Origin of the sequence: Asticcacaulis sp. W401b, from assembly GCF_046503825.1 — a bacterium.
Taxonomy (GTDB): Bacteria; Pseudomonadota; Alphaproteobacteria; order Caulobacterales; family Caulobacteraceae; genus Asticcacaulis.
The window spans coordinates 95,815-115,925 of sequence record NZ_JBKFEE010000002.1 but is presented as its reverse complement, the minus strand read 5'-3'; the positions used below and the strand labels follow the sequence as shown (position 1 = coordinate 115,925).

Annotated in this window: 17 protein-coding genes and 1 tRNA gene; 8 read left to right on the top strand and 10 right to left on the bottom strand. The window is 60.8% G+C overall.

The window, feature by feature from the left end:
• Nucleotides 1–67 precede the first annotated feature (67 nt).
• The 6 genes from dnaN to ACK8OE_RS05230 all read right to left on the bottom strand — a co-directional run bounded on the left by dnaN (nucleotide 68) and on the right by ACK8OE_RS05230 (nucleotide 8,181).
• Nucleotides 68–1,189 (bottom strand): DNA polymerase III subunit beta, encoded by a 1,122-nt coding sequence (gene dnaN, locus ACK8OE_RS05255; RefSeq protein WP_126422270.1) that lies wholly within the window; start codon nucleotides 1,187–1,189, stop codon nucleotides 68–70.
• 157 nt (nucleotides 1,190–1,346) lie between these two features.
• Nucleotides 1,347–2,780 carry a chromosomal replication initiator protein DnaA gene (gene dnaA, locus ACK8OE_RS05250; RefSeq protein WP_126422272.1) on the bottom strand — a complete coding sequence of 478 codons (1,434 nt, stop codon included), beginning with the start codon at nucleotides 2,778–2,780 and terminating at the stop codon, nucleotides 1,347–1,349.
• A 639-nt stretch (nucleotides 2,781–3,419) separates the two neighbouring features.
• Nucleotides 3,420–3,686, bottom strand: a complete 267-nt coding sequence (rpsT, locus tag ACK8OE_RS05245; RefSeq protein WP_013479861.1) for a 30S ribosomal protein S20 — start codon at nucleotides 3,684–3,686, stop codon at nucleotides 3,420–3,422.
• A 171-nt stretch (nucleotides 3,687–3,857) separates the two neighbouring features.
• Nucleotides 3,858–4,739, bottom strand: coding sequence for a bifunctional DNA-formamidopyrimidine glycosylase/DNA-(apurinic or apyrimidinic site) lyase (mutM, locus tag ACK8OE_RS05240; protein WP_410271692.1), 882 nt, complete (start codon nucleotides 4,737–4,739; stop codon nucleotides 3,858–3,860).
• A gap of 150 nt (nucleotides 4,740–4,889) precedes the next feature.
• On the bottom strand, nucleotides 4,890–5,810 hold the full coding sequence (locus tag ACK8OE_RS05235; protein WP_126422276.1) for an aldo/keto reductase: 921 nt from the start codon (nucleotides 5,808–5,810) through the stop codon (nucleotides 4,890–4,892).
• A 370-nt stretch (nucleotides 5,811–6,180) separates the two neighbouring features.
• Nucleotides 6,181–8,181 (bottom strand): transglycosylase domain-containing protein, encoded by a 2,001-nt coding sequence (locus tag ACK8OE_RS05230; protein WP_410271691.1) that lies wholly within the window; start codon nucleotides 8,179–8,181, stop codon nucleotides 6,181–6,183.
• 312 nt (nucleotides 8,182–8,493) lie between these two features.
• On the opposite strand from ACK8OE_RS05230, the gene ACK8OE_RS05225 reads away from it, so the two are divergent.
• The 3 genes from ACK8OE_RS05225 (at nucleotide 8,494) to ACK8OE_RS05215 (ending at nucleotide 12,271) form a co-directional block, all read left to right on the top strand.
• A complete protein-coding gene (locus ACK8OE_RS05225) occupies nucleotides 8,494–10,086 on the top strand; it encodes a RecQ family ATP-dependent DNA helicase (protein ID WP_410271690.1) in 1,593 nt (530 codons plus the stop codon).
• A gap of 96 nt (nucleotides 10,087–10,182) precedes the next feature.
• Nucleotides 10,183–11,403, top strand: coding sequence for a multidrug effflux MFS transporter (locus ACK8OE_RS05220; RefSeq protein ID WP_410271689.1), 1,221 nt, complete (start codon nucleotides 10,183–10,185; stop codon nucleotides 11,401–11,403).
• The gene (locus ACK8OE_RS05215) at nucleotides 11,396–12,271 is read left to right on the top strand and encodes an EamA family transporter (RefSeq protein WP_410271688.1); all 876 of its coding nucleotides are present in this window, start codon (nucleotides 11,396–11,398) and stop codon (nucleotides 12,269–12,271) included. The genes ACK8OE_RS05220 and ACK8OE_RS05215 overlap by 8 nt, the downstream gene beginning before the upstream one ends.
• Before the next feature lie 3 nt (nucleotides 12,272–12,274).
• Here ACK8OE_RS05215 and ACK8OE_RS05210 read toward each other — a convergent pair whose 3' ends face one another.
• Nucleotides 12,275–12,937 (bottom strand): dienelactone hydrolase family protein, encoded by a 663-nt coding sequence (locus ACK8OE_RS05210; RefSeq protein WP_126422286.1) that lies wholly within the window; start codon nucleotides 12,935–12,937, stop codon nucleotides 12,275–12,277.
• Between the two features lie 189 nt (nucleotides 12,938–13,126).
• Between ACK8OE_RS05210 and ACK8OE_RS05205 the strand changes: the two genes are divergently transcribed.
• Nucleotides 13,127–15,139, top strand: coding sequence for a TonB-dependent receptor (locus tag ACK8OE_RS05205; protein WP_410271687.1), 2,013 nt, complete (start codon nucleotides 13,127–13,129; stop codon nucleotides 15,137–15,139).
• Here the strand turns inward: ACK8OE_RS05205 and ACK8OE_RS05200 are convergent.
• The 3 genes from ACK8OE_RS05200 to ACK8OE_RS05190 form a co-directional block, all read right to left on the bottom strand.
• Complete coding sequence (locus tag ACK8OE_RS05200) at nucleotides 15,136–15,408, bottom strand: GNAT family N-acetyltransferase (RefSeq protein ID WP_410271686.1); 273 nt, start codon at nucleotides 15,406–15,408, stop codon at nucleotides 15,136–15,138. The genes ACK8OE_RS05205 and ACK8OE_RS05200 overlap by 4 nt on opposite strands.
• A gap of 165 nt (nucleotides 15,409–15,573) precedes the next feature.
• Nucleotides 15,574–15,649 (bottom strand) — tRNA-Ala (locus ACK8OE_RS05195).
• A 192-nt stretch (nucleotides 15,650–15,841) separates the two neighbouring features.
• Nucleotides 15,842–16,330, bottom strand: a complete 489-nt coding sequence (locus ACK8OE_RS05190; RefSeq protein ID WP_410271685.1) for a TIGR02300 family protein — start codon at nucleotides 16,328–16,330, stop codon at nucleotides 15,842–15,844.
• Between the two features lie 185 nt (nucleotides 16,331–16,515).
• Here ACK8OE_RS05190 and cmk point away from each other — a divergent pair, with 185 nt between their 5' ends.
• From cmk to mscL, 4 genes are all read left to right on the top strand, one after another.
• Nucleotides 16,516–17,157 carry a (d)CMP kinase gene (gene cmk, locus ACK8OE_RS05185; RefSeq protein WP_410271684.1) on the top strand — a complete coding sequence of 214 codons (642 nt, stop codon included), beginning with the start codon at nucleotides 16,516–16,518 and terminating at the stop codon, nucleotides 17,155–17,157.
• Nucleotides 17,158–17,359: 202 nt separating this feature from the next.
• Nucleotides 17,360–19,051 (top strand): 30S ribosomal protein S1, encoded by a 1,692-nt coding sequence (gene rpsA / locus ACK8OE_RS05180; protein ID WP_410271683.1) that lies wholly within the window; start codon nucleotides 17,360–17,362, stop codon nucleotides 19,049–19,051.
• 312 nt (nucleotides 19,052–19,363) lie between these two features.
• The gene (locus ACK8OE_RS05175; protein ID WP_013479844.1) at nucleotides 19,364–19,660 is read left to right on the top strand and encodes an integration host factor subunit beta; all 297 of its coding nucleotides are present in this window, start codon (nucleotides 19,364–19,366) and stop codon (nucleotides 19,658–19,660) included.
• Between the two features lie 28 nt (nucleotides 19,661–19,688).
• Nucleotides 19,689–20,084 (top strand): large-conductance mechanosensitive channel protein MscL, encoded by a 396-nt coding sequence (gene mscL, locus ACK8OE_RS05170; RefSeq protein WP_126422298.1) that lies wholly within the window; start codon nucleotides 19,689–19,691, stop codon nucleotides 20,082–20,084.
• Nucleotides 20,085–20,111: the final 27 nt, after the last annotated feature.

The window sequence follows — 20,111 nt, the reverse complement described above, 5'->3', positions numbered from 1 at the left end:
GTAACCCCGGGTTTCGATCTGACCATTTGTCTCATTGCCAAGATGTGAGCGGGGCGAAGAATTGAGCCTAGACCCGTAGCGGCATTAGTACGTACTGAACGCCCTGATCGGCGGTATCAAGCACCAGGGTCGGTGAGGCCGCGTCGTTGAGCCGCAGTTCGACCTGTTCACCGGCAATCTGACCCATCACGTCGAGGATGTAGCGGGCATTGAAGCCAATTTCGAGCGCGTCGGAATCGTAGTCGATTTCCGCTTCTTCGACGGCCTGACCGGCTTCGATATTGCGCACGGTGAGCGTCAGACGGCCCGGCTCGATCGCCATCTTCACCGAGCGGCTCTTTTCCGCTGAGATGGTCGAAACGCGATCGACGGCGCGCGACAGGATGCCCGTGTCGATACGCATCAGCTTGTCGTTGTTCTTCGGAATCACGCGGCCGTAGTCCGGGAAGGAGCCGTCGATGATTTTCGACGTCAGGGCGGCGGTGCCGAAGTTAAAGCGAATCTTGGCGGGCGAGACCGTCAGTTCGACATAGCCCGTGCCGTCGTCCAGCAGGCGGCGGGCCTGATCAATCGTCTTGCGCGGGATGATGACCCCCGCGCTGCCCATCGAGCCGTCCGGCGCCGGCATTTCGGCAAGGGCCAGACGGTGACCATCGGTGGCCACAGCGCGCAGATAACCCGAACCGTCTTCGGTCAGAGTGTGCAGGAACAGGCCGTTGAGATAGTAGCGCGTCTCTTCGGTCGAGACGGCAAAGCGCGTCTTGTCGATCAGGCGCTTCAAGTCTTCTTTCAGCAGCGCATAGGTCGTGCCGTCGTGGTCGCCCGACATGACCGGGAAGTCGCCGGCGGGCAGAACGGGCAGGGCGAAGCGCGACCGCCCGGCCTGAACCGACAGGCGCGGATCGTCACCGGCCTGATAGCGCAGTTCGACATCGGCCCCGTCGGGCAGCTTGCGCACGATTTCGTAGAGGGTGTGGGCCGGTGCGGTGATCTGACCCGGCACGGCAACGATGGCTTCGGCCGAATCCACGATCTCCATATCGAGATCGGTCGCGGAGAACGACACCTGAGACCCTTCGGCCGAGAGGAGCACGTTCGACAGTATGGGGATGGTGTTGCGGCGTTCCACCACGTTCTGGACGTGGCCCAGTGCCTTCAGGAGTGCGCCACGTTCAATGATTAGCTGCATCTTGGCATCCCAGAGCTATTGGCCAAAATTATTGGCCGAATCATTAGCCAGCCTTTGCGGCCGTGTAGGTATAGAGCAAAAGGCCGGGGCAGTTGCCCCGGCGCTCCGCAAGACCTTAAATGTTTATTAAGCGGCGTCAACCGGTTAAACCGGTTAATCAGCCACGCAGTTTGCGGGTCAGGGCTTCCACGTCCTTGGCGATCTGTTCGTCGCTTTGCAGCAGCTCCTCAACCTTCTTCACGGCGTGCAGAACCGTGGTGTGGTCACGCCCGCCGAAACGGCGTCCGATGTCCGGATAGGAACGCGTCGTGTGCTGCTTGCACAGCCACATCGCCACCTGACGCGGGCGGGCGACCGAGCGCGTGCGGCGCTCCGAAAGAAGGTCCGCCTGCTTAAGGGCGAAGTGATCCGCCGTCAGCTTCTGGATTTCATCGACCGTCACGCGGCGCTCAGCCGATACCTTCAGGTTGGGTTGCAGCAAGGCCATAGCTTCGTCCAAAGTCAAACTCCCCAGACGCGCACCAGCCGAAGCGGCCAGGGTATTAACGGCCCCTTCCAGCTCTCGGATAGAACCCGGTACGCGATCTGCTAAAAATTGCAGTACATCATGTTGCGGCTTCTGGGCGACGCCCAGACGCTTAGCGAGTTGATCGAGCTTGCGCTCGATAATGCCCATTCTCAGGCTTTGATCGGCGACATCCAGAGCGCAGACCAGTCCGGAGGACAGGTGCGATCTGAGACGCGCTTCGATTTCGTTGAGGTGCGACGGCGGACGGTCCGCCGTAAACACCACGCGCTTATTGTTTTCCAGCAGCGCGGTCAAGGTGTGAAACAGCTCCTCCTGCGACGAGGTCTTGCCGCCGATAAAGTGCACATCGTCGATCAGAAGCAGGTCGGCGCTGCGCAGCTCATCCTTGAAGGCCGCGGTGGAGCGGTCCTGAAGCGATTTCACAAAGGTCGAGGTGAACTTTTCCGCGGTCAGATAGACGACTTTCGCGTCCTGACGACGGGCCTTCGCTTCCCAGGCGATGGCGTTCAGAAGGTGCGTTTTTCCATAGCCGTAAGGGCCGTGGAAGAAGACCGGGTTAAAGTGCCCATCCGCCCAGGTGGCCACCTGACGCGACATGGTATAGGCGAATTCATTGCCACGACCGGGCACAAAGGTCTCGAACGTCAGGCGTTCCTGAAGACCGGCCACGCGGGCCGCGGCGTCGTGAAAATTGACCACAGGGGCCATGGCGGAGGGCGGGGGCGCACTTTCGGCGCTATCCACGCGGGTTACCGGTGTCACGGGGGCGGCCTTCGACTGATCATCGAATTCAGCGCGCGATTTCAGCTCCAGCGAACGGTGGTCCGGATCGTGTTGCGCCCACAGCTCGTTGGCGCGGCGCAGGGCATTGCGGGCGAACCAGTCGCGGGCATAGAGCGTCGGCGTCACCAGCACCGGGTCGCCCAGCGGGTTCTGTCGCAGCGCCGACGGCGCGACGTAGGAGTTGTACGGCCCCTCTCCCAGTTCATGACGAAGCGCGGATGCGACCTTAGTCCATACCATTTCAGGCTGGATCGGCGACCAGTTGTTTACGCCTGGCATGTTATCAAAGCCCCGATCATTTTTCCCCAACTCTTACGCTATGCGGCGACGGCTTCAGACGGGCTGACACAGGCTCTGAGAGAGCCCCTGACACCCGAAGAGGGAGAGCCGCCTCCGGTTACAAAAACCCTTGGCGTTCACACCTTAACCAGTGTCAGGCTGTGTCCACCCCCGATCTGATCCGCGTTCCGGCAAAACCTAAGTCATTGGTTTTGTGAAATTTTGGCAACAGACTCTCGTTTGGTGCAAGGCATTGCCCGGCACCACCGTTTCATCCGTATTGGGATGGAAAGGCGAGATGGGTTCACCTTAGCTTTCCCGGCGGTCAGGTCAACGAGGATATTTGCTGACCAGCGCTGATATTTCTGTTGACTCTGATAACGTCTTCCCCGGTAAGGAGAAATTTACGAACCGTTAAGACGTTGTCATTTTGACGCAGGGGTTAAAAAACTTTTAAGCGCAAAAAGACGCTTCACCACAAGGTGGCAAAGATGTCAGGTCATTGAAAGATTTGGGAAAACCAAAGCCCGGATGCTCAGCAAGATCGTCCGGACGCATCACAGTCCCAAAGACAACAAACATCAGCGCACGGAGCGGATTGCTCAGTGCCTGATGCTTGTTGTAATCAGGAAAAGGAAATTAGGCAGCCAGCTTCTTGAGAGCGGCGGCCAGACGCGACACCTTGCGGGCGCCGGTATTCTTGTGCACCACGCCCTTCGACACGGCGCGCATCAGTTCGGATTGCGCTTCGATGAAGGCGGTCTTGGCAACGGCGGCATCGCCAGCGGCCAGAGCTTCTTCGAACTTGCGCACGTAGGTACGGACGCGCGAACGGCGCGCCTTGTTGACTTCGGTACGGCGGGCGATCTTGCGGATCGCTTTCTTTGCGCCGGGATTATTTGCCATTCATCACCTCAGGGGACGATAAGTTAAGGGAGCCGCGGCGCCAGCCTTCTAAAGGGGGCCGCGACACGAATTTCAAGGGGGCGGGATATAACCGAAGGGCGCAGGCAGGTCAACGCTTTCGGGCCAAGAATCATCCACAGAACGACTCTTTTTTCGCCTCATCCGATCTCCTTAACCTTTCTGGCACGCCGGACAATAAAAAGTCGAGCGCCCAGAATGGGTTTTGCGGGCAATGGTGCCCCCGCAACCGGGCCGCAGGCAGGGCTCATCCTCGCGATCATAGACGCGGAAGCGGTGCTGAAAATAGCCCAGTTCGCCGGAAGCCGAGGCGAAATCGCTGATCGAGGAGCCGCCCGCCGCGACAGCCTCTTCCAGCACCTCACGCACGGCCAGGGTCAGCTCAGCTGCCTTGGTGTGGCTCAGCCTGTCGCCGGGCAGGTCGGGCGACAGGGCGGCCCGCCACAGGGCCTCACAGACATAGATATTGCCCAACCCCGAAATCAGCGTCTGATCCATCAGCAGGCTTTTCAGCGGTGTGCGGCGGGGGCTGAACAGGGCGTGCAAGGCGTCGGCGTTCAGGGCGTCGGACAGGGGTTCGAGGCCCAGCCCCTTGTACCAGCCTTGCGCGTAAAGTTCGTCAGGGCGCAATAACAGCATGAAGCCGAAGCGGCGCGGGTCATAGAAGTCGATCAGGCGCGTCACGCCGCCTTTGGTGGCCAGCACCTGAACGTGCAGGTGTTTGGGATCAGGCCGCACCGCGTGGTAATAGTTGCCATCCAGCGCAAGGCTCTGCCCGTCGATGTCGGTGACCTGAAACCGTCCGGTCATGCCGAGGTGGGTGACCCAAACGGCCTGCGTATCGAGGTGGAACAGCAGGTATTTGGCGCGGCGCTCCAGCCGCAGTATTTCCGCCCCTTCCAGTTGTTCGGCAAAGCGCTCCGGGAAGGCATAGCGCAGATTGGGCCGATGCAGGCGCAGGCCACTCAGCCGCGCGTGCTCCAGCGCAGGCGTCAGGCCGCGCCGGACGGTTTCGACTTCGGGCAGTTCGGGCATAGGGACGACGCTCACAACAAAGGGTACGGAGCGTGTATATAGGGCGGGGGTCTAACCACGAAAAGCACGAACGTCGCGCGGGCGCGCGACCGCACGGAAAGAAGCGCTCGGCGATGTGTTTGTCAGCGCAAAAATGCTCTTAGGCAGGCTTTAAGCGGCGCAGATGACCGAGCGGCGTTCGCGCAGGCGTGGGTCGTCGCTGAGGTCGGCGTGCCAGAGCGCCGGGTTGAGTGCGATCGGGTCTTCGATGGCAAAGGCGTGCCAGGCAAGGTCCGGGCGTGGTCGATCCGAGGCGGCAATGACGGCGCGCAGTTCGGCGGCCGAGGTGACGCCGACGATCACCGAAGACACGCCCTTGAGGTTCAGGGCGTAGCTGAGGGCCGCGTGCAGCGGGTCGGTCGCGGTTTCCAGCAGGTGGCGACGGATGCGCGACAATTGCGGGCCCAGCGGTTGCAGATTGGCAGGCAGGGCTTCGCGCGGCGTGAACAACAGGCCCTGAAGGAAGACCGAGCGTACCTGCACCTCGATGCCCATGCCGGCCAGCGCTTCCAGAGCCCCTTCGCGCACCAGTCGCTGATCGAGGATTGAGGTCGGCACCTGAATAAGGTCGGGCTTGAAGCGCTTGGCCAGGGCCACAGGTGAATCTTCGTAACGCGCCGAAATACCGATGCGCGAAAACAGGCCGTCGGCCTTCAGCTTCTCCATGCGCGCCCACAGGGCATCGCCTTGTGGGCCCATCAGGTCGGCCGCATCGTCGATCATGCCGACGCCGACGCGGGCCAGCCCCATATGCTCGACCGACCGCTTCAGGCGGGATTCGACCCAGTCGAGCCCTCTTTCGGCGCGCACGCTGCGGATTTGCGGCTTGAACGGTGAGGGGAAGGGCCAGCAACGGCCGAGTATGCGTTCGACATCGCCTTCATACGGGGCGACGTCAATGGCCTTCAGCCCGCACTGGGCCGCGTATTGCAGGATCTGGCGGACCTCGTCTTCGGACACGCGGCCGCGCAGGTTCGAGATGCCGTAGTCGCATCCGAATTGCGCCGATCCTAGGCCCAGAGCCGCTTTCATTGATCCTTACCCAAACCTTAATGATTCCAACAGGCTATGGCCTGCGATATCCGGGATTCTGCGGTCAAAGGTTAAACAACCTCTGAACAGCGGCGGGTATTTATGACAAATTTGCAGGAAAAAGCGGTCTTCCACAGTTGAAAACCATAGGGCAAAAGCAAAAGGGTTAACGGTATTTTAAAACCGTTAACCCTTGAGCGTTTTCGGGCGTTGTTTGGTCAGCGTCAGGTGTTTAGAGCGGAATGATTTCAAATGGAATCATTCCGCTCAAGCCGCCATTGAGGCGGCGGCCAAGGTGGCGGAGCCACCGCCCGGCGAGGGGCTAAACAAAAATCTAGATCATTATGTTTCTACCAGAAATCATAATGATCTAGGGATTGCGCTTCTGAGAGTCCTTTTGGGCGTCTTCAAACACTTCATCGAGCGTTTGCGGGGTTTCCGTCTTCGCCGGTTGCGCAGGTTCGATGGTCACCGTTGGGGCCTCGGCGCTGGTCGCTGTGCCAAGCAAGTCATCGACGGCTGTGGTCGCCCCCGTATCGAGCGTACCCGTCCCGGTGGGAATGGTCGAAACCTTGATACGCGTCAGGGCGCGCGACATGTATTCGCGCCAGATGGCCGCCGGCGTACCGCCACCGGTCACCTTGGCCATTTGTGAATTGTTGTCGCGCCCCACCCAGACGGCGGTGGTGAAGCCCCCCGTATAGCCGACGAACCACGCATCGCGGTAATCCGAAGTCGTGCCCGTCTTACCGGCAATATCGAACTGTGACAGGCGAACACCCGAACCTGTACCTGAGCGCACGACTTCGCGCATCATCTGGTTCATATAGCCCAGCGCCGGGTTGTTGATCACCAGGGTCCGGCTGTCCGCTGCGCTATGCTGATACAGAACCTTGCCCTTGGTGGTGCGGATACGCACGATGCCATAGGGCGCGACCTTATAGCCGCCATTGGAGAAGGGCACATAGGCGCGCGCCATTTCCAGCGGGGTCACATCGGCGGTGCCGAGCGCCATGGCCGGATCGGTATTGATCTTGGAGGTGATGCCCAGACGGCGTGCTGTCGCGGCCACATTGGAGCGCCCCACCTGATCGGCCAGACGCGCGGCGACCGTGTTGATCGACTGCGCCAGCGCTGTGGTCAGGGTAATGTCGCCCAGATATTTGTTGGTGTAGTTGGCGGGCGTCCAGCCGTCGATGGTGACGGGCTCATCCACCACAGGCGTATCGGGGCGGAACTGACCGCTTTCCATGGCCGTCAGATAGACGAAGGGCTTGAAGGCCGAACCCGCCTGACGCTTGGCGTCGATGGCGCGGTTGAACTGGCTGTCGGAATAGGAGACGCCGCCGATCAGGGCGCGCACCCGGCCTTCGCCGTCGATAGAGACCAGCGCCGCCTGCTCCACCTTCTTCTTGACGTCGCGCTCCATCATCGCCTTGACGGCGCGTTCAGCGTCGGTCTGGATCGGCAGGTCGAGCGTGGTTTCAACGATGATATCGTCCTTGAGCTGGCTGAGGTCGATCATCTGACCGATCTCCGATTGCAGCCAATCGACGTAATACTGCGCGTGTTCGGTGGCGAGCGTACGCGACACCTTGATGCCGGTCTTGAACACGTCGGCGCGCTGTTCCGGCGTGATGACCTTGGCCTCTACCATTTCGTTCAGCACGATCTCGGTGCGGCGAATGGCGCGGTCCTTGTCCGACAGCGGTGAATAGCGCGACGGACCCTTCATCATGCCAGCCAGCATGGCCGCTTCGCCGATGGTCAGGTCCTTCGCCGGTTTGTTGAAATAACGCTGAGCGGCCGCTTCGATGCCGGTCGCGCCGCCGCCGAACCACACGCGGTTGAGATAGAGGGCCAGGATCTGCTTCTTGGTGAACTTCATCTCCAGCCACACGGACAGGATCAGTTCCTGCACCTTGCGCTTCACATTCTGGTCGTTGGACAGAAAGAGATTACGCGCCAACTGCTGCGTGATGGTCGAACCGCCAGCCAGATTGGCACCTTCCTTGCGTGTCGCATTGCGGATCAGGGCGCGGCCCACACCGATGGGGTCGAAGCCAAAATGATGATAGAAGCGGCGGTCTTCGATGGCGATAAAGGCCGCGGGCACATAGTCCGGCAATTCGTCGATATCGACCGGCGGCGCAAACTGCGAACCGCGCACGGCCACCAGCGCGCCGGAGCGATCCAGATAGGTGATGGAGGGCGCGCGGTCCGTCTTATACAGCGACGAGGTATCGGGCAGGTCCAGCGAAAAGAACGCGATAAAGCCGACGGCGAAAATCACCGCCCAGACGGCGAATACCATTAACCAGTACAGGATAGCCTTCACGGGCGGACGCTTCATATCAAAGGCGAGAGCCATACATTATCCCCACGACACCGCTATTGCCTAACCGGGCAAGCGGTGTTTCGCTTATGCTTCATGCAAAGATTTCGTTAAGGATATATCAAAGCCTGCGGCGCGCGTCCCTTATATTTGCACATCCGACGCCTGATTTCTCCGTGCCGCGCCTATGGCGGCACACTTCATCCTGTCATGGTCGTCCCCGTGCGACACATGACCGGCAATTCCGGCAAAATTAAGGGCGATAAAAAAACACCGCTGGCTCTTGTGTCCTGTCCCCCGAAGCAGCTTATAGGAAAGGGGCCAAAATTCAGATGAACGGACCGCCCGATGCTTTTCGATCACCCTCATGACCCTGTACCGGAGGCCGCTTACGGCCTGTCGGGCCCCGGTCTGGAGCGGGTGCGCGCGGCGCGCGAGACGCTGAAAAGCGTTTTCCATTATGATGATTTCCGCGGGCAGCAGGCGCGCGTCATCGCGGCCATCCTCAATGGCGAGGACGTGCTGGCCATCCTTCCGACCGGGGGTGGCAAGAGCCTGTGCTATCAGATTCCCGCCCTGATGCGACCGGGCTTCGGGCTGGTTATTTCGCCGCTGATTGCGCTGATGGCGGATCAGGTGCAGGCACTGGTCAAGAAGGGTGTGCGCGCCGAACGGCTCGATTCCAGCCTGTCGATGGAGGCGCGTTACCAGCTATGGGACCGCGCGCAAGACGGCGAAATCGACCTCCTCTACCTCTCCCCTGAAGCGCTCACTCAGGGCTTCGTGCTCGACAAGCTGTCGCGCCTGCCGGTCAATCTGATCGCGATTGATGAAGCGCACTGCGTGTCGCAGTGGGGCCACGACTTCCGCCCTGAATACCGGGCGCTGGGGAAGCTGAAAGCCCTGTTCGGTAAGGTGCCGACACTGGCTTTGACCGCCACGGCGGACCCGCACACCCGCGCCGATATCAAAAAAGCGCTGCATATCGAAAATGCCGCCGAGGTCATCGACAGTTTCGACCGCCCGAACCTCAGTTTGCGCCTGATGCGGCGCACGGGCAGCGCCCAGAAGATGATCCTCGACATGCTGCGGCGGCAAAAGAATGCGTCCGGCATCATCTATGCCGGATCGCGCGACGGGGCCGAAAAGCTGGCGCGGCAATTGTCGGCGGAAGGGTTCAAGGCGGACGCCTATCATGCCGGCCTGCCCGCCAAGGTGCGCGACGAGCGGCTGCACGATTTTCTGGCCGATCGCACCAAGATCATGGTGGCGACCATCGCTTTTGGCATGGGCATCAACAAGCCCGATGTGCGCTTTGTCATCCATGCCGATCCGCCCTCCTCGCTGGAAGCCTACTGGCAGGAGGTGGGGCGTGCCGGGCGTGATAGTAAACCGGCGTCGGGCGTCTGCCTCTATAGCTCGACCGATCTCGGCTGGTCGCTGCGGCGGCTGTCGATGCGTGAAAACGAGACGGGGACTGACCTGTCTGTTCAAAAGCAGAAGGCATTGGATTTTTTCCGCTTTGTCCATAACCCGGAGTGTCGCCGCAAAGGCGTGCGGCGTTATTTCGGCGAAGCGGCGGGCGACAATTGCGGGACCTGCGATAACTGTTTGTCGCGTGCGCCGGTGGTCGATGCCACGCAAGCCGCGCAGATGCTGATGTCAGCGCTTTATCGCTTCAATAGCCCGCGCGGGCGCAAGAAGCTGATCGAGCACGTGCTGGGGCAGAATGCGCAGGACTATGGCTCGCGCCTGTCCACCTTCGGCTGCGCCAAGGGACACTATAAGGCCGATTTCCTCACCGATGTGCTTGACCTGTGCGAGGCCGAGGGGCTGATCGTCGAGGAGCTTTACGACGGCAAGATGCCGATTGTGGCGCTGGACCGCGAACGCTTTGCGGGCCTGATCCGCGGTGAAGTGCATCTGGCGCTAAAGGTATAAGGGTTACATTTGTTGACCGCCGTTCTAATGACATAACTTGACCCGCTGACGGGGTACAGCCATTACCGCCGCTACTTCCCGTTATGTGTGTGTGTCATGTACGCTCCCGAAGCCGCGCCGCCGGCGCTCAAAAATCCGTTTCTGGTGATCTTTACGCTGGGCGCGCTTTCGACCATCAGCCCCTTCGCCATCGACATGTATCTGCCCGCCTTTGGTCAGATCGCGGCGGATTTCCACACCAGCAGCGCCGCCGTCGGCCTGTCGCTTTCGACCTATTTCGCCGGTATGGCGCTGGGGCCGCTGATCTATGGCCCCTTGCTGGACCGCTATGGCCGCAAACCGCCGCTCTATGCCGGGCTGGCCCTGTTCGTTCTAACCTCGGTGGGGTGCGTGTTTGCGCCCAATATCGACGTGCTGATCTGGCTGCGGCTATTTCAGGCGCTGGGCGGTTGCGCCGCATCGGTGGCGGCCATGTCGTTGGTGCGCGACCTGTTTCCGCCCAAGGATACGGCCAAGATCATCTCGCTGATCATCCTGACCATCGGTGTGTCACCGCTGCTGGCGCCGACGCTTGGCGGGCTGGTCACCACCTGGCTCGACTGGCATTGGGTGTTCGCGTTTCTGGCGGCGATTGTGGGGTTGATCCTCGTACTGGTGCTGACGGTGTTGCCCGATGGCAAGCCCGCTGATCCGACCGTATCGCTTAAGCCCCTGCCGATCCTGACCACCTTTCTGGGTCTTTACCGCAATCCTGCCTTTGTCACCTATCTGTTTGCGGGCGGATTTTCCTTTGGCAGCCTGTTTATCTACGTCTCCGCCTCGCCGGTCATTTTCATGGAGATTTTCCATATCAAGCCGGAGATTTACGGTCTGATCTTCGCGGGGCTCAGCGTCGGCTTTATCGGCTCCAGCCAGCTCAATGTCTTCGTCAACCGCCGATACAGTTCAAAACAGATCCTGCGCGTCGCCCTGAGCGTGCAGTGCGTGTTCGTGCTGGCCTTTTTGCTGGCAGCGGCCAACGGCTGGCTGAATGTGTGGGGTACGGTCGCCCTGCTGTTCCTTATTCTGTCCTGTCTCGGCTTTATCGGTCCCAATTCGTCGGCCACGGCCATAGGCAGCCTAACGCGCGACATTGGTTCGGGCTCGGCCCTGATGAGCTTCACCCAGATCGGTCTGGCGACACTGGTATCGGCGGTGGTGTCGGCGCTTCAGGCGCAAACCCTGACGCCGATTGTGGCGGTCATGACGGTAAGCGTGCTGATCGGGCGCGTCGTCCTGTTTGTCGGTGAGCGCCTGGGACGCCCCGCACATGACTGAGGGAGCGGCCGGACGTTACACCCTGTGGGCCATTATCGGCGTCATCGGCGGCATGTTGTCGTTTCAGTTCGGCGCCGGTATCGCCAAGTCGCTGTTTAGCAGCGTGGGGCCGCTGGGGGCGACGGCCCTGCGTCAGACGCTGGCGGCGATCTTCCTGATGGCGCTGTTTCGCCCGTGGCGGAATTGGCCGCCGCGCTCGGCGTGGAAGTGGCTGATCGTTTTCGGGCTCAATCTTGGCCTGATGAACCTGTGCTTTTACTTGTCGTTTCAGCGCATCCCGCTGGGCATTGCCGTCGCCATCGAATTTATGGGCCCGCTCAGCGTCGCGGTATGGAGTTCACGCCGGCCGCTGGATTTCGTCTGGGTGGCCTGCGCCGCCACGGGCTTATGGTTTTTGTTGCCTCACGCGGGCGGCGGAGCGCTTGATCCTATTGGTGTGGCGCTGGCAGTAGCCGCCGGGGTCGGCTGGGCCAGCTACATCCTTCTGGGGCAAAAGGTCGCCCAGCGCGTGCCCGAAGGGCAGGCCGTCAGCTTCGGTGTGGCCTTTTCCTGCCTTATCACCCTTCCTCTGGCCCTGATCACCATTGGCGCGCCCCTGATTCAGCCGCAGATACTGCTGACGGGGCTGATGGTGGCGCTGTTGTCGAGCGCGGTGCCCTATACGCTGGAAATGTTTGCGCTGAAACGCATCCCGGCGCGCACCTTCAGCATCCTGATGAGTCTGGAACCGGCTCTGGCCGCCCTGTCCGGCCTGATCCTGCTGCACGAGGCCCTAAGCCCGCAGCAATGGCTGGCCATTGCGCTTGTGGTACTGGCGTCCGGAGGTTCGGCCTTGACGGCGCGACGCGCTCAGATGGCCCCTCAATAGATATCAGAGATTGTCTCCGAGGAAGTCGATGGTGCGCTCCCACGCCAGATCGGCGGCGTCTTCATCATAGACTTCCGGGCGGGTCTTGTTGAAGAAGGCGTGATCGGCGTCGTAGCTGTAAAGCTCCGGATGGCGACCGGCCGCGCGCATGTCGCTTTCGATCTTGGCCACGACTTCCGGCGTGACCCAATCGTCCTTCTTGCCGAAATGGCCCTGAAACGGGATGGCGATATCGCCGGGCTTGGCAAATTCACGCGGCGGAATGCCGTAGAAACAGACGGCGGCGGAAAACCCGCTCAGGCGTGCGGCGGAGGCAATGGTCAGGGCCCCGCCCATGCAGAAGCCCATCACCGCCACCTTGTCATTGATGTCCTTGAGATAGGCCAAAGCCGCCGCAATATCCTCATGCACCGCGCCGGGGAAGTCGAGGCCGTTCATCATGTGGCTGGCCTCATCGGCGTCCTTCGTTACGCGCCCGTGATAGAGGTCAGGTGCCAGGGCGTTGAAGCCTTCGGCGTCAAAACGATCGACAATCGCCTTGATATGATCATTGAGGCCCCACCATTCCTGCAATACGATGACGCTGGCGCGTGCCGGATCGACTTCCGAACGGTAGGCCGACAGCGTGCCCCCATCGGGGCGGGTGAGTTCAATCATCTGGCCCATGCGGTAATCCTCGGATATGTTTTTGCTTTTTGGCGGTGCGGTAGGGCTACCATAAATTCATTCGGCCCACCCTGTAAAGCCATCTGCACCGCCCTATATCCTCTGGGTGCGGGTTTAATGCTGCGTTGCAACCGTTTATCTGCGGCTTTTTGGAACCGTGCGAGTGGGATATATGGGAGGTATAAGGCGATGACGGTCTTTGTGGGGTGGCTGCTTGGCCTGTCTCTGGCGGCCCCGACCGGAGCGGAAGAAGCTGAGATCGTCGTGCGCGGACGGCTCAGGCCGTTTCGCGGGGATGCCGCCTTTTCGACCCTCAGCGTTGGCAAACCGGCCATAGATGCCGCCAGCAGTCTGGATGAGGCCCTGAAGGCAGAAGCGCAGGCCTCCCTGTTCCGTCGGCAATCCAGCCTGAGCGCCAATCCGACCATTCAGGGCCTGTCCTTGCGGGCCATAGCGCCGTCCGGGGCGGGGCGGGCGCTGGTGACGCTGGATGGTGTGCCGCAGAACGACCCATTCGGCGGCTGGGTCATCTGGGCCAGTTTACCGGCAGACGCTATCGACCGGGCCCGCGCGGTGCGTGGGGCAGGTGGCGGGGCCTATGGGGCCGGAGCGTTGACGGGCGTTGTTGACCTCGACCTCGCGCCGCCGCAGACCAGCGTGTCGGGCGGTCTGGATTGGGGCGACAGCGGAAGCTGGGGCGCTCAGATCAATGGCGGAGTGGGTGGATTGGCCTTGCACTACAGCCGCGCCCGCCGATACGGGGATGCGGCTGTGCGTGGCGCCCAGCGCGGGGCGGCGGATGAAGGCGTCTTCGGTGAGGATGAGGCCACACTGGCGACGTGGCGCGGTCAAGCGGGGGGGCACGATCTGACCCTAATGGCGGGGCGTTACGACAGCCGCCGCGATACGGGCCTGTCGGGGGCCACGGCGCGCGCCAGGGGTCATCAGTACGCCCTCAGTCTGACCCGCCCCACCGCAGAGACAGGCGTCGGCTACCGGCTTCAGCTCTGGTATCGCGACAGCGACCTCTCCAACCGCTCTGTGTCGGTCCTGAGCGGGCGTGCGGGCACAACTGTGGCCAATGATCAGTTCGCCACGCCGGCCGAAGGCTATGGGTTTAATGCCGCCTGGCGTCGTGAAAGCGATAGCGGCGAGTGGGAGGTGGGGGTCGATACCCGCCGCAGCGAAGGCGAGGCGCGCGAGCGCTTTCGTTATGTCAGCGGTGTGGCCACGCGCTATCGCGAAGCGGGCGGACGCACCGACCTGAGCGGACTGTATGTTCAGGGCACGCGGCGGTTCGATACGGTCAGCCTGACCGGGGCGGTGCGCGCCGATAACTGGCGGGCGACCCGTGGGTTTCGCCGCGAAAGCGACCTGAGCACGGGGGCGTCCGTATTGGATTTGCGTCCTTTAGAGGCGGAAGCGACGGTGGTGTCGGCCCGTCTGGGTCTTACGCGGCAAGTAGGCGCTCAGCAGTGGCGCACGGCGGTCTATAATGGCTTTCGGCCGCCGTCTTTGAATGAGCTTTATCGCCCCTTTCGCGTCGGCAATGATGTCACCGAAGCCAATAGCGCTCTGAAACCGGAAACGCTGAGCGGCATCGAAGCCGGCTGGCGCTACGCGGTGAACGGGCTAAGCGTCGATGTGGGTCTGTTCCATAACCGTTTGCGCGATCCGATCAGCAATATTACTGTGGGTTTTGGACCGGGTACCTTCCCGACGGCGGGCTTTATCCCGGCGGGTGGCGTGTTGCGGCAGCGTCAGAACGCCGGTGATGTGCGGGCCACGGGACTGGAACTGTCGGCGCGCTGGCAGGCGGCTGAGCGTCTGACCCTCACCCTTTCTGGCACGGCTACGGAGGCGCAGTTGCGGGGTGGCGATCCGGCTCTTAAGGGCAAGCGTCCGGCGCAGGCCCCGGCCTATCTGCTGTCGGTGGGGGGCGATTATCAGCTGGACCGGACGCGGCTCAGTGCCGACTGGCTGTTTATTGGCGAGTCTTTTGAAGACGACCTCAACCGGCAGCGCCTGTCTCCGGCGTCCAAGCTGCGTCTAATGGCTGAACGTCCCGTGACAGACGATTTGAGCGTTCGCCTGAGCGTTGATAACGCGCTGGACGCGGATATACCTATTCAGCGCACCGCCGACGGTGTGCTGAGCTATGACAACCGACGGGCGGTAATGCTGTCTCTGCGCTGGCGCTAGATCAGCACGTCCTGACTTTCCGATGAGCGTTTCAGCCACGCGACCGCATAGCCGCAGATCGGATGCACCTTAAGGCCCATGCCGCGGGCATGGGCGACAATGCCCTTCATCAGATCGCCTGCGGCTCCGGTGCCGCGCAGTTCGGGCGGCGCAAAGACGTAGTCGATGTGCAGCACCTGACCGTTCAGATGATAGTCGGCATAGGCGATGTGCCCGTCGCGGCTCAGTTCAAAACGGCTTTGGGCGGTGTTGTCGATGATTTGGCTCATGGTGGCCTCCTTCAGTCAGAGATGGGAAGGATCAGGCTTAAGCGCCAGAGCGTAAAAAGAAGAGAGGGAATGGTGCAGGTGGAGGGGCGACCTGATGCGTTGGTATTACCCTGTCTTTTGACGAAACCATTAAAAAAGGCTCTCCCAAGGGAGAGCCTTTTTTAATGGTGGAGCTAAGCGGAGTCGAACCGCTGACCTCTTGAATGCCATTCAAGCGCTCTACCAACTGAGCTATAGCCCCATCTCATTTCGATGGTCTCGTTGGCGTTGCCGCCGCTGAGGTCGCGACTTCTAGGACAAGGCATTTTGACATGCAAGCGCTTTTTCGAAGTTTTTTGGATTTTTTCACAGGTCCGTGAAGAGGGGTGGCGCGTGCCATGAAAAAAGCCGCGAAGCGCAAACTTCGCGGCTTTTTCTATCCTGTGACGGACGATCAGATATCGTCTTCGTTGCCTTCGCCGGGCAGACCTTCAATGTCTTCGTCGAAGGTGTCGTCCTCATCGTCTTCGAGGAAGGGCACGTCATCGGCATCGTCGTCCGCCAGGTCGGCGTCTTCGATGTCCATATCGACCGGATCGGGCGCGACGCGGGCCGGATCGGCGGGATCAAGCTCATCGTCTTCGTCGGCCAGAAGCGTGTCATCAGCAACGACTTCGTCGATTTCCGGTGTGATGATTTCCGGTTCTTCGTCTTCGTCCTCTTCGCCGGGGGTCTTGCCCTTGACCTGATCTTCGGCCTCATCGTCCATTTCATACTCGTCCGGCGCGACCGGACGGACGCGGGTGCGACGGGTACGAAGCGCTTCTTCGGGATCGAACTCGAAAGCGCATTTGGGGCAGTGGGCCGGACGTTTGTTCAGGTCGTAGAACTTGGCCGTGCAATTCGGACAAATCTGTTTGGTGCCAAGGGCGGGATCAGCCACGGAGCGTCCTCATAAAGTGGAAAACTATAAAGCTTTGGCCTCCCTTGCCACCAGATCGCGCGCCTGTCAAAACGGATTTTCGGCATTTTGCCCCTTTTTATGACCTTCCGTATGCCGGTTTATCCTGAGGGTAGGCGAGTGAAGGGGGTTGCGGGCTTTGTCTGGCCTATCTAAAAGCGGCCCTTATGACGCAATCCCTCATCATCGCCTTCGACGGTCCCGCGGCTTCCGGTAAGGGGACGCTGGCGTCGGTCATCGCGCAGGACTATGGTCTGCCGATGCTCGATACGGGTCTGATCTATCGCGCCGTCGGGTTTTTGCGGGCGCAGCAGGGGCTCACGCTCGAAGACGTGCCGCAACTGGTGGCCATCGCGCAGACGCTGGATACCCAAACGCTCGACAATCCTGACCTGCGCGGCCGCGAGGCGGGTGAATGGGCCTCGCAGGTGGCCGCCATTCCCGAAGTGCGTGACGCCCTGAAACGCTTTCAGATCGACTTCGCGCATCAGTTGGGTGGGGCTGTGCTCGATGGTCGTGATATCGGCACGGTAATTGCGCCCGATGCGCCGGTCAAAATTTTCGTCACCGCCCGCGCCGAGGTGCGCGCCCATCGCCGCTGGCTGCAACTGGTGAAGATTAATCCCGATCTGGCCTATGAGGATGTGCTGGCCGATATCCGGCTGCGCGATGAACGCGACTCGTCGCGGTCTTCGGCCCCGCTGTCCATGGCTGACGATGCCGTCTTGCTTGATACGACCGATTTAGGTATAGAGGCGGCTATCGAACATGCGCGACGCATCGTGAAGGACCGCCGCGGCTCTTTTTAGAAGGGTCAATCTCACCGGCGCTCTTTTATCAGGCAGGATCACGAACGGCGCTTTGCGGAAACCCTACCCGGGCATCCGGCATGTGACATTCCCCTTCAAAAGCCGCTGTCCGTGTGGCCGAAGCCGTGCGCTTCGCCGTTCCTGTCCGACGTCGCCGTCTTCGTCACGGCCACGCCTCAGCGCCAACCCAAACTGAGATTACATGAGCGATTACAATCCGTCGCGTGACGATTTCGCGGCCCTTCTGGAAGAATCCCTGCACGGCCGCGACATGCTCGAAGGTCAGGTCGTACACGGTCTGGTCGTCGGCCTGGAAAAGGACTTCGTTATCGTCGATGTCGGTCTGAAGACCGAAGGCCGCATCTCGCTGAAGGAATTCGGCGCCGAAGCGGCGGCCAATCTGAAGGCTGGCGACACCGTCGAAGTCTATCTGGAACGCGTCGAAAACGCCATGGGCGAAGCGGTCATCAGCCGTGAGAAGGCCCGTCGCGAAGAAGCCTGGACCCGCCTCGAAGCCATCTTCAACCGTGGCGAGCCGGTCATGGGTACCATCGTCGGCCGCGTCAAGGGCGGCTTCACCGTCGATATGGACGGCGCTTCGGGCTTCCTGCCCGGTTCGCAGGTCGATATCCGTCCGGTGCGCGACATCGCCCCGCTGATGGGCAAGGAACAACCCTTCGCCATTCTGAAGATGGACCGTCCGCGCGGCAATATCGTCGTGTCGCGTCGCGCTATCCTCGAAGAAGCCCGTGCCGAACAGCGCACCGAGCTGGTCGGTCAGCTGGCCGAAGGCGAAATCCGTGACGGCGTCGTCAAGAACATCACCGACTACGGTGCGTTCGTTGACCTCGGCGGCATCGACGGCCTGCTGCACGTCACCGACATGTCGTGGAAGCGCGTGTCGCATCCGTCGCAGGTCCTCAATGTTGGCGACAGCGTCCGCGTCCAGATCATCAAGATCAATCCGGACACGCAGCGTATCTCGCTGGGCATGAAGCAACTGCAATCCGATCCGTGGGACGGTGTCGAAGCCAAGTACCCGGTCGGTGGCAAGTTCACCGGTCGCATCACCAACATCACTGACTACGGCGCGTTCGTCGAGCTGGAGTCGGGCGTTGAAGGTCTGGTGCACGTTTCGGAAATGTCGTGGACCAAGAAGAACGTCCATCCGGGCAAGATCGTTTCGACGTCTCAGGAAGTCGAAGTGGTCGTGCTGGAAGTCGATGCCGGCAAGCGCCGCGTGTCGCTGGGCCTCAAGCAGGCTCAGAACAATCCGTGGGATGACTTCCTGTCCAAGCACCCGATCGGTTCGGTGATCGAAGGCGAAGTGAAGAACGCGACCGAATTCGGTCTGTTCGTCGGCTTCGAAAACGACATCGACGGCATGGTCCACCTCTCCGACCTCGACTGGAACGTCGCGGGCGAAGAAGCTATCGCCAAGTACAAGAAGGGCGACATCGTCAAGACCAAGGTTCTGGACGTTGACGTCGAAAAGGAACGCATCTCGCTGGGTATCAAGCAACTCGGCGGCGATCCGATGTCGGGCGACACCTTCCGCAAGGGCCAGACCGTGACCGTCACCGTCACCGAAGTCACTTCGGGCGGTATCGAAGTCAAGTTCGGCGAAGACGATGCTCCGGTGTCGGCCTTCATCCGCAAGTCGGACCTGTCGCGCGACCGCAACGAGCAGCGCGTTGAGCGCTTCGCCGTGGGTGACCGCGTCGATGCCCAGATCACCAATGTCGATAAGGCCGCCCGCAAGGTGTCCGTCTCGATCAAGGCTCTGGAAATGGCTGACGAAAAGCAGGCCATCGAGCAGTACGGCTCTCAGGACTCCGGCGCTTCGCTGGGCGACATCCTGGGCGCGGCCCTGCGCGGTTCGACCAAAGAGTAAGCCTTTCAGACTTAATTGTCTTTAATGCGGCCCCCGCCTTTCAGCTTCGCAAGAACTGAAAAGCGGGGGCTTTTTTTGTGCGCCGCAGCGCCTCACAGGCGCGGCATCGTGCGGATGAGCGCATATTTCGTATACATTTCGTCTCAGCGGCTATTAATTTTTGAAACAACCCCTTGAAGCGGCTTTCGTTTTCGATCATGCTCGCAAGATGATGTGCTGGCGGGTGTCCGGCTGCGTTGCAACGTGGTCATAAGATTCAGACCGTGGATCACCGGACGCCTATATATTTCGAACCTGTGTTCGGGGGATAAGATGTTAAAATCGGAACTGATCGAGCGTTTGGCGTCCGAATATCCGCATATGACGCAGAAAGACGTCGAGCGGATCGTCAATTTGATTCTGGAATCCATGATCGAGACGCTCGAAAAGGGTGGCCGGGTCGAGCTGCGCGGTTTCGGGGCCTTTTCGGTACGCTCACGTCCGGCGCGCGTGGGGCGTAACCCGCGCACCGGTGAAGCCGTCTCGGTTCCCGCCAAGCACGTGCCCTTTTTCAAGAGCGGCAAGGAACTGCGCGAACGCCTGAACCTGTCGGGCGACGACAACGAATAAAATAAACACATAAACAGAGGGGGTGCCCGTGAGCATTGTTTCGGAATTCAAAACCTTCCTGATGCGCGGCAATGTCATCGACCTGGCGGTCGGTGTCGTGATTGGCGGCGCGTTCGGCAAGATCGTGTCCTCGCTTGTGGACAATATCATCATGCCGCCTATCGGTCTGTTGACCGGCGGCGTGGATTTTTCGGACCTCAAGCTGGTCCTGAAAGCCGCCGTGGGTGACACGCCCGAAGTGGCCATCAGCTACGGCATCTTCATCAACACGCTGATTCAGTTTGTGATTATCGGTGCGGCCATCTTCATGGTGGTTAAGGCGATCAACCGCCTCTTCCCGCCGCCCGCTGCACCTGCGGCTGATCCGGGGCCTTCGGAAAAGGATCTGCTGGCCGGTATTCTTGAAGAGTTGAAGAAGAAATAAGTCAAAAGGCGCGGTCAGTTCCGCGCC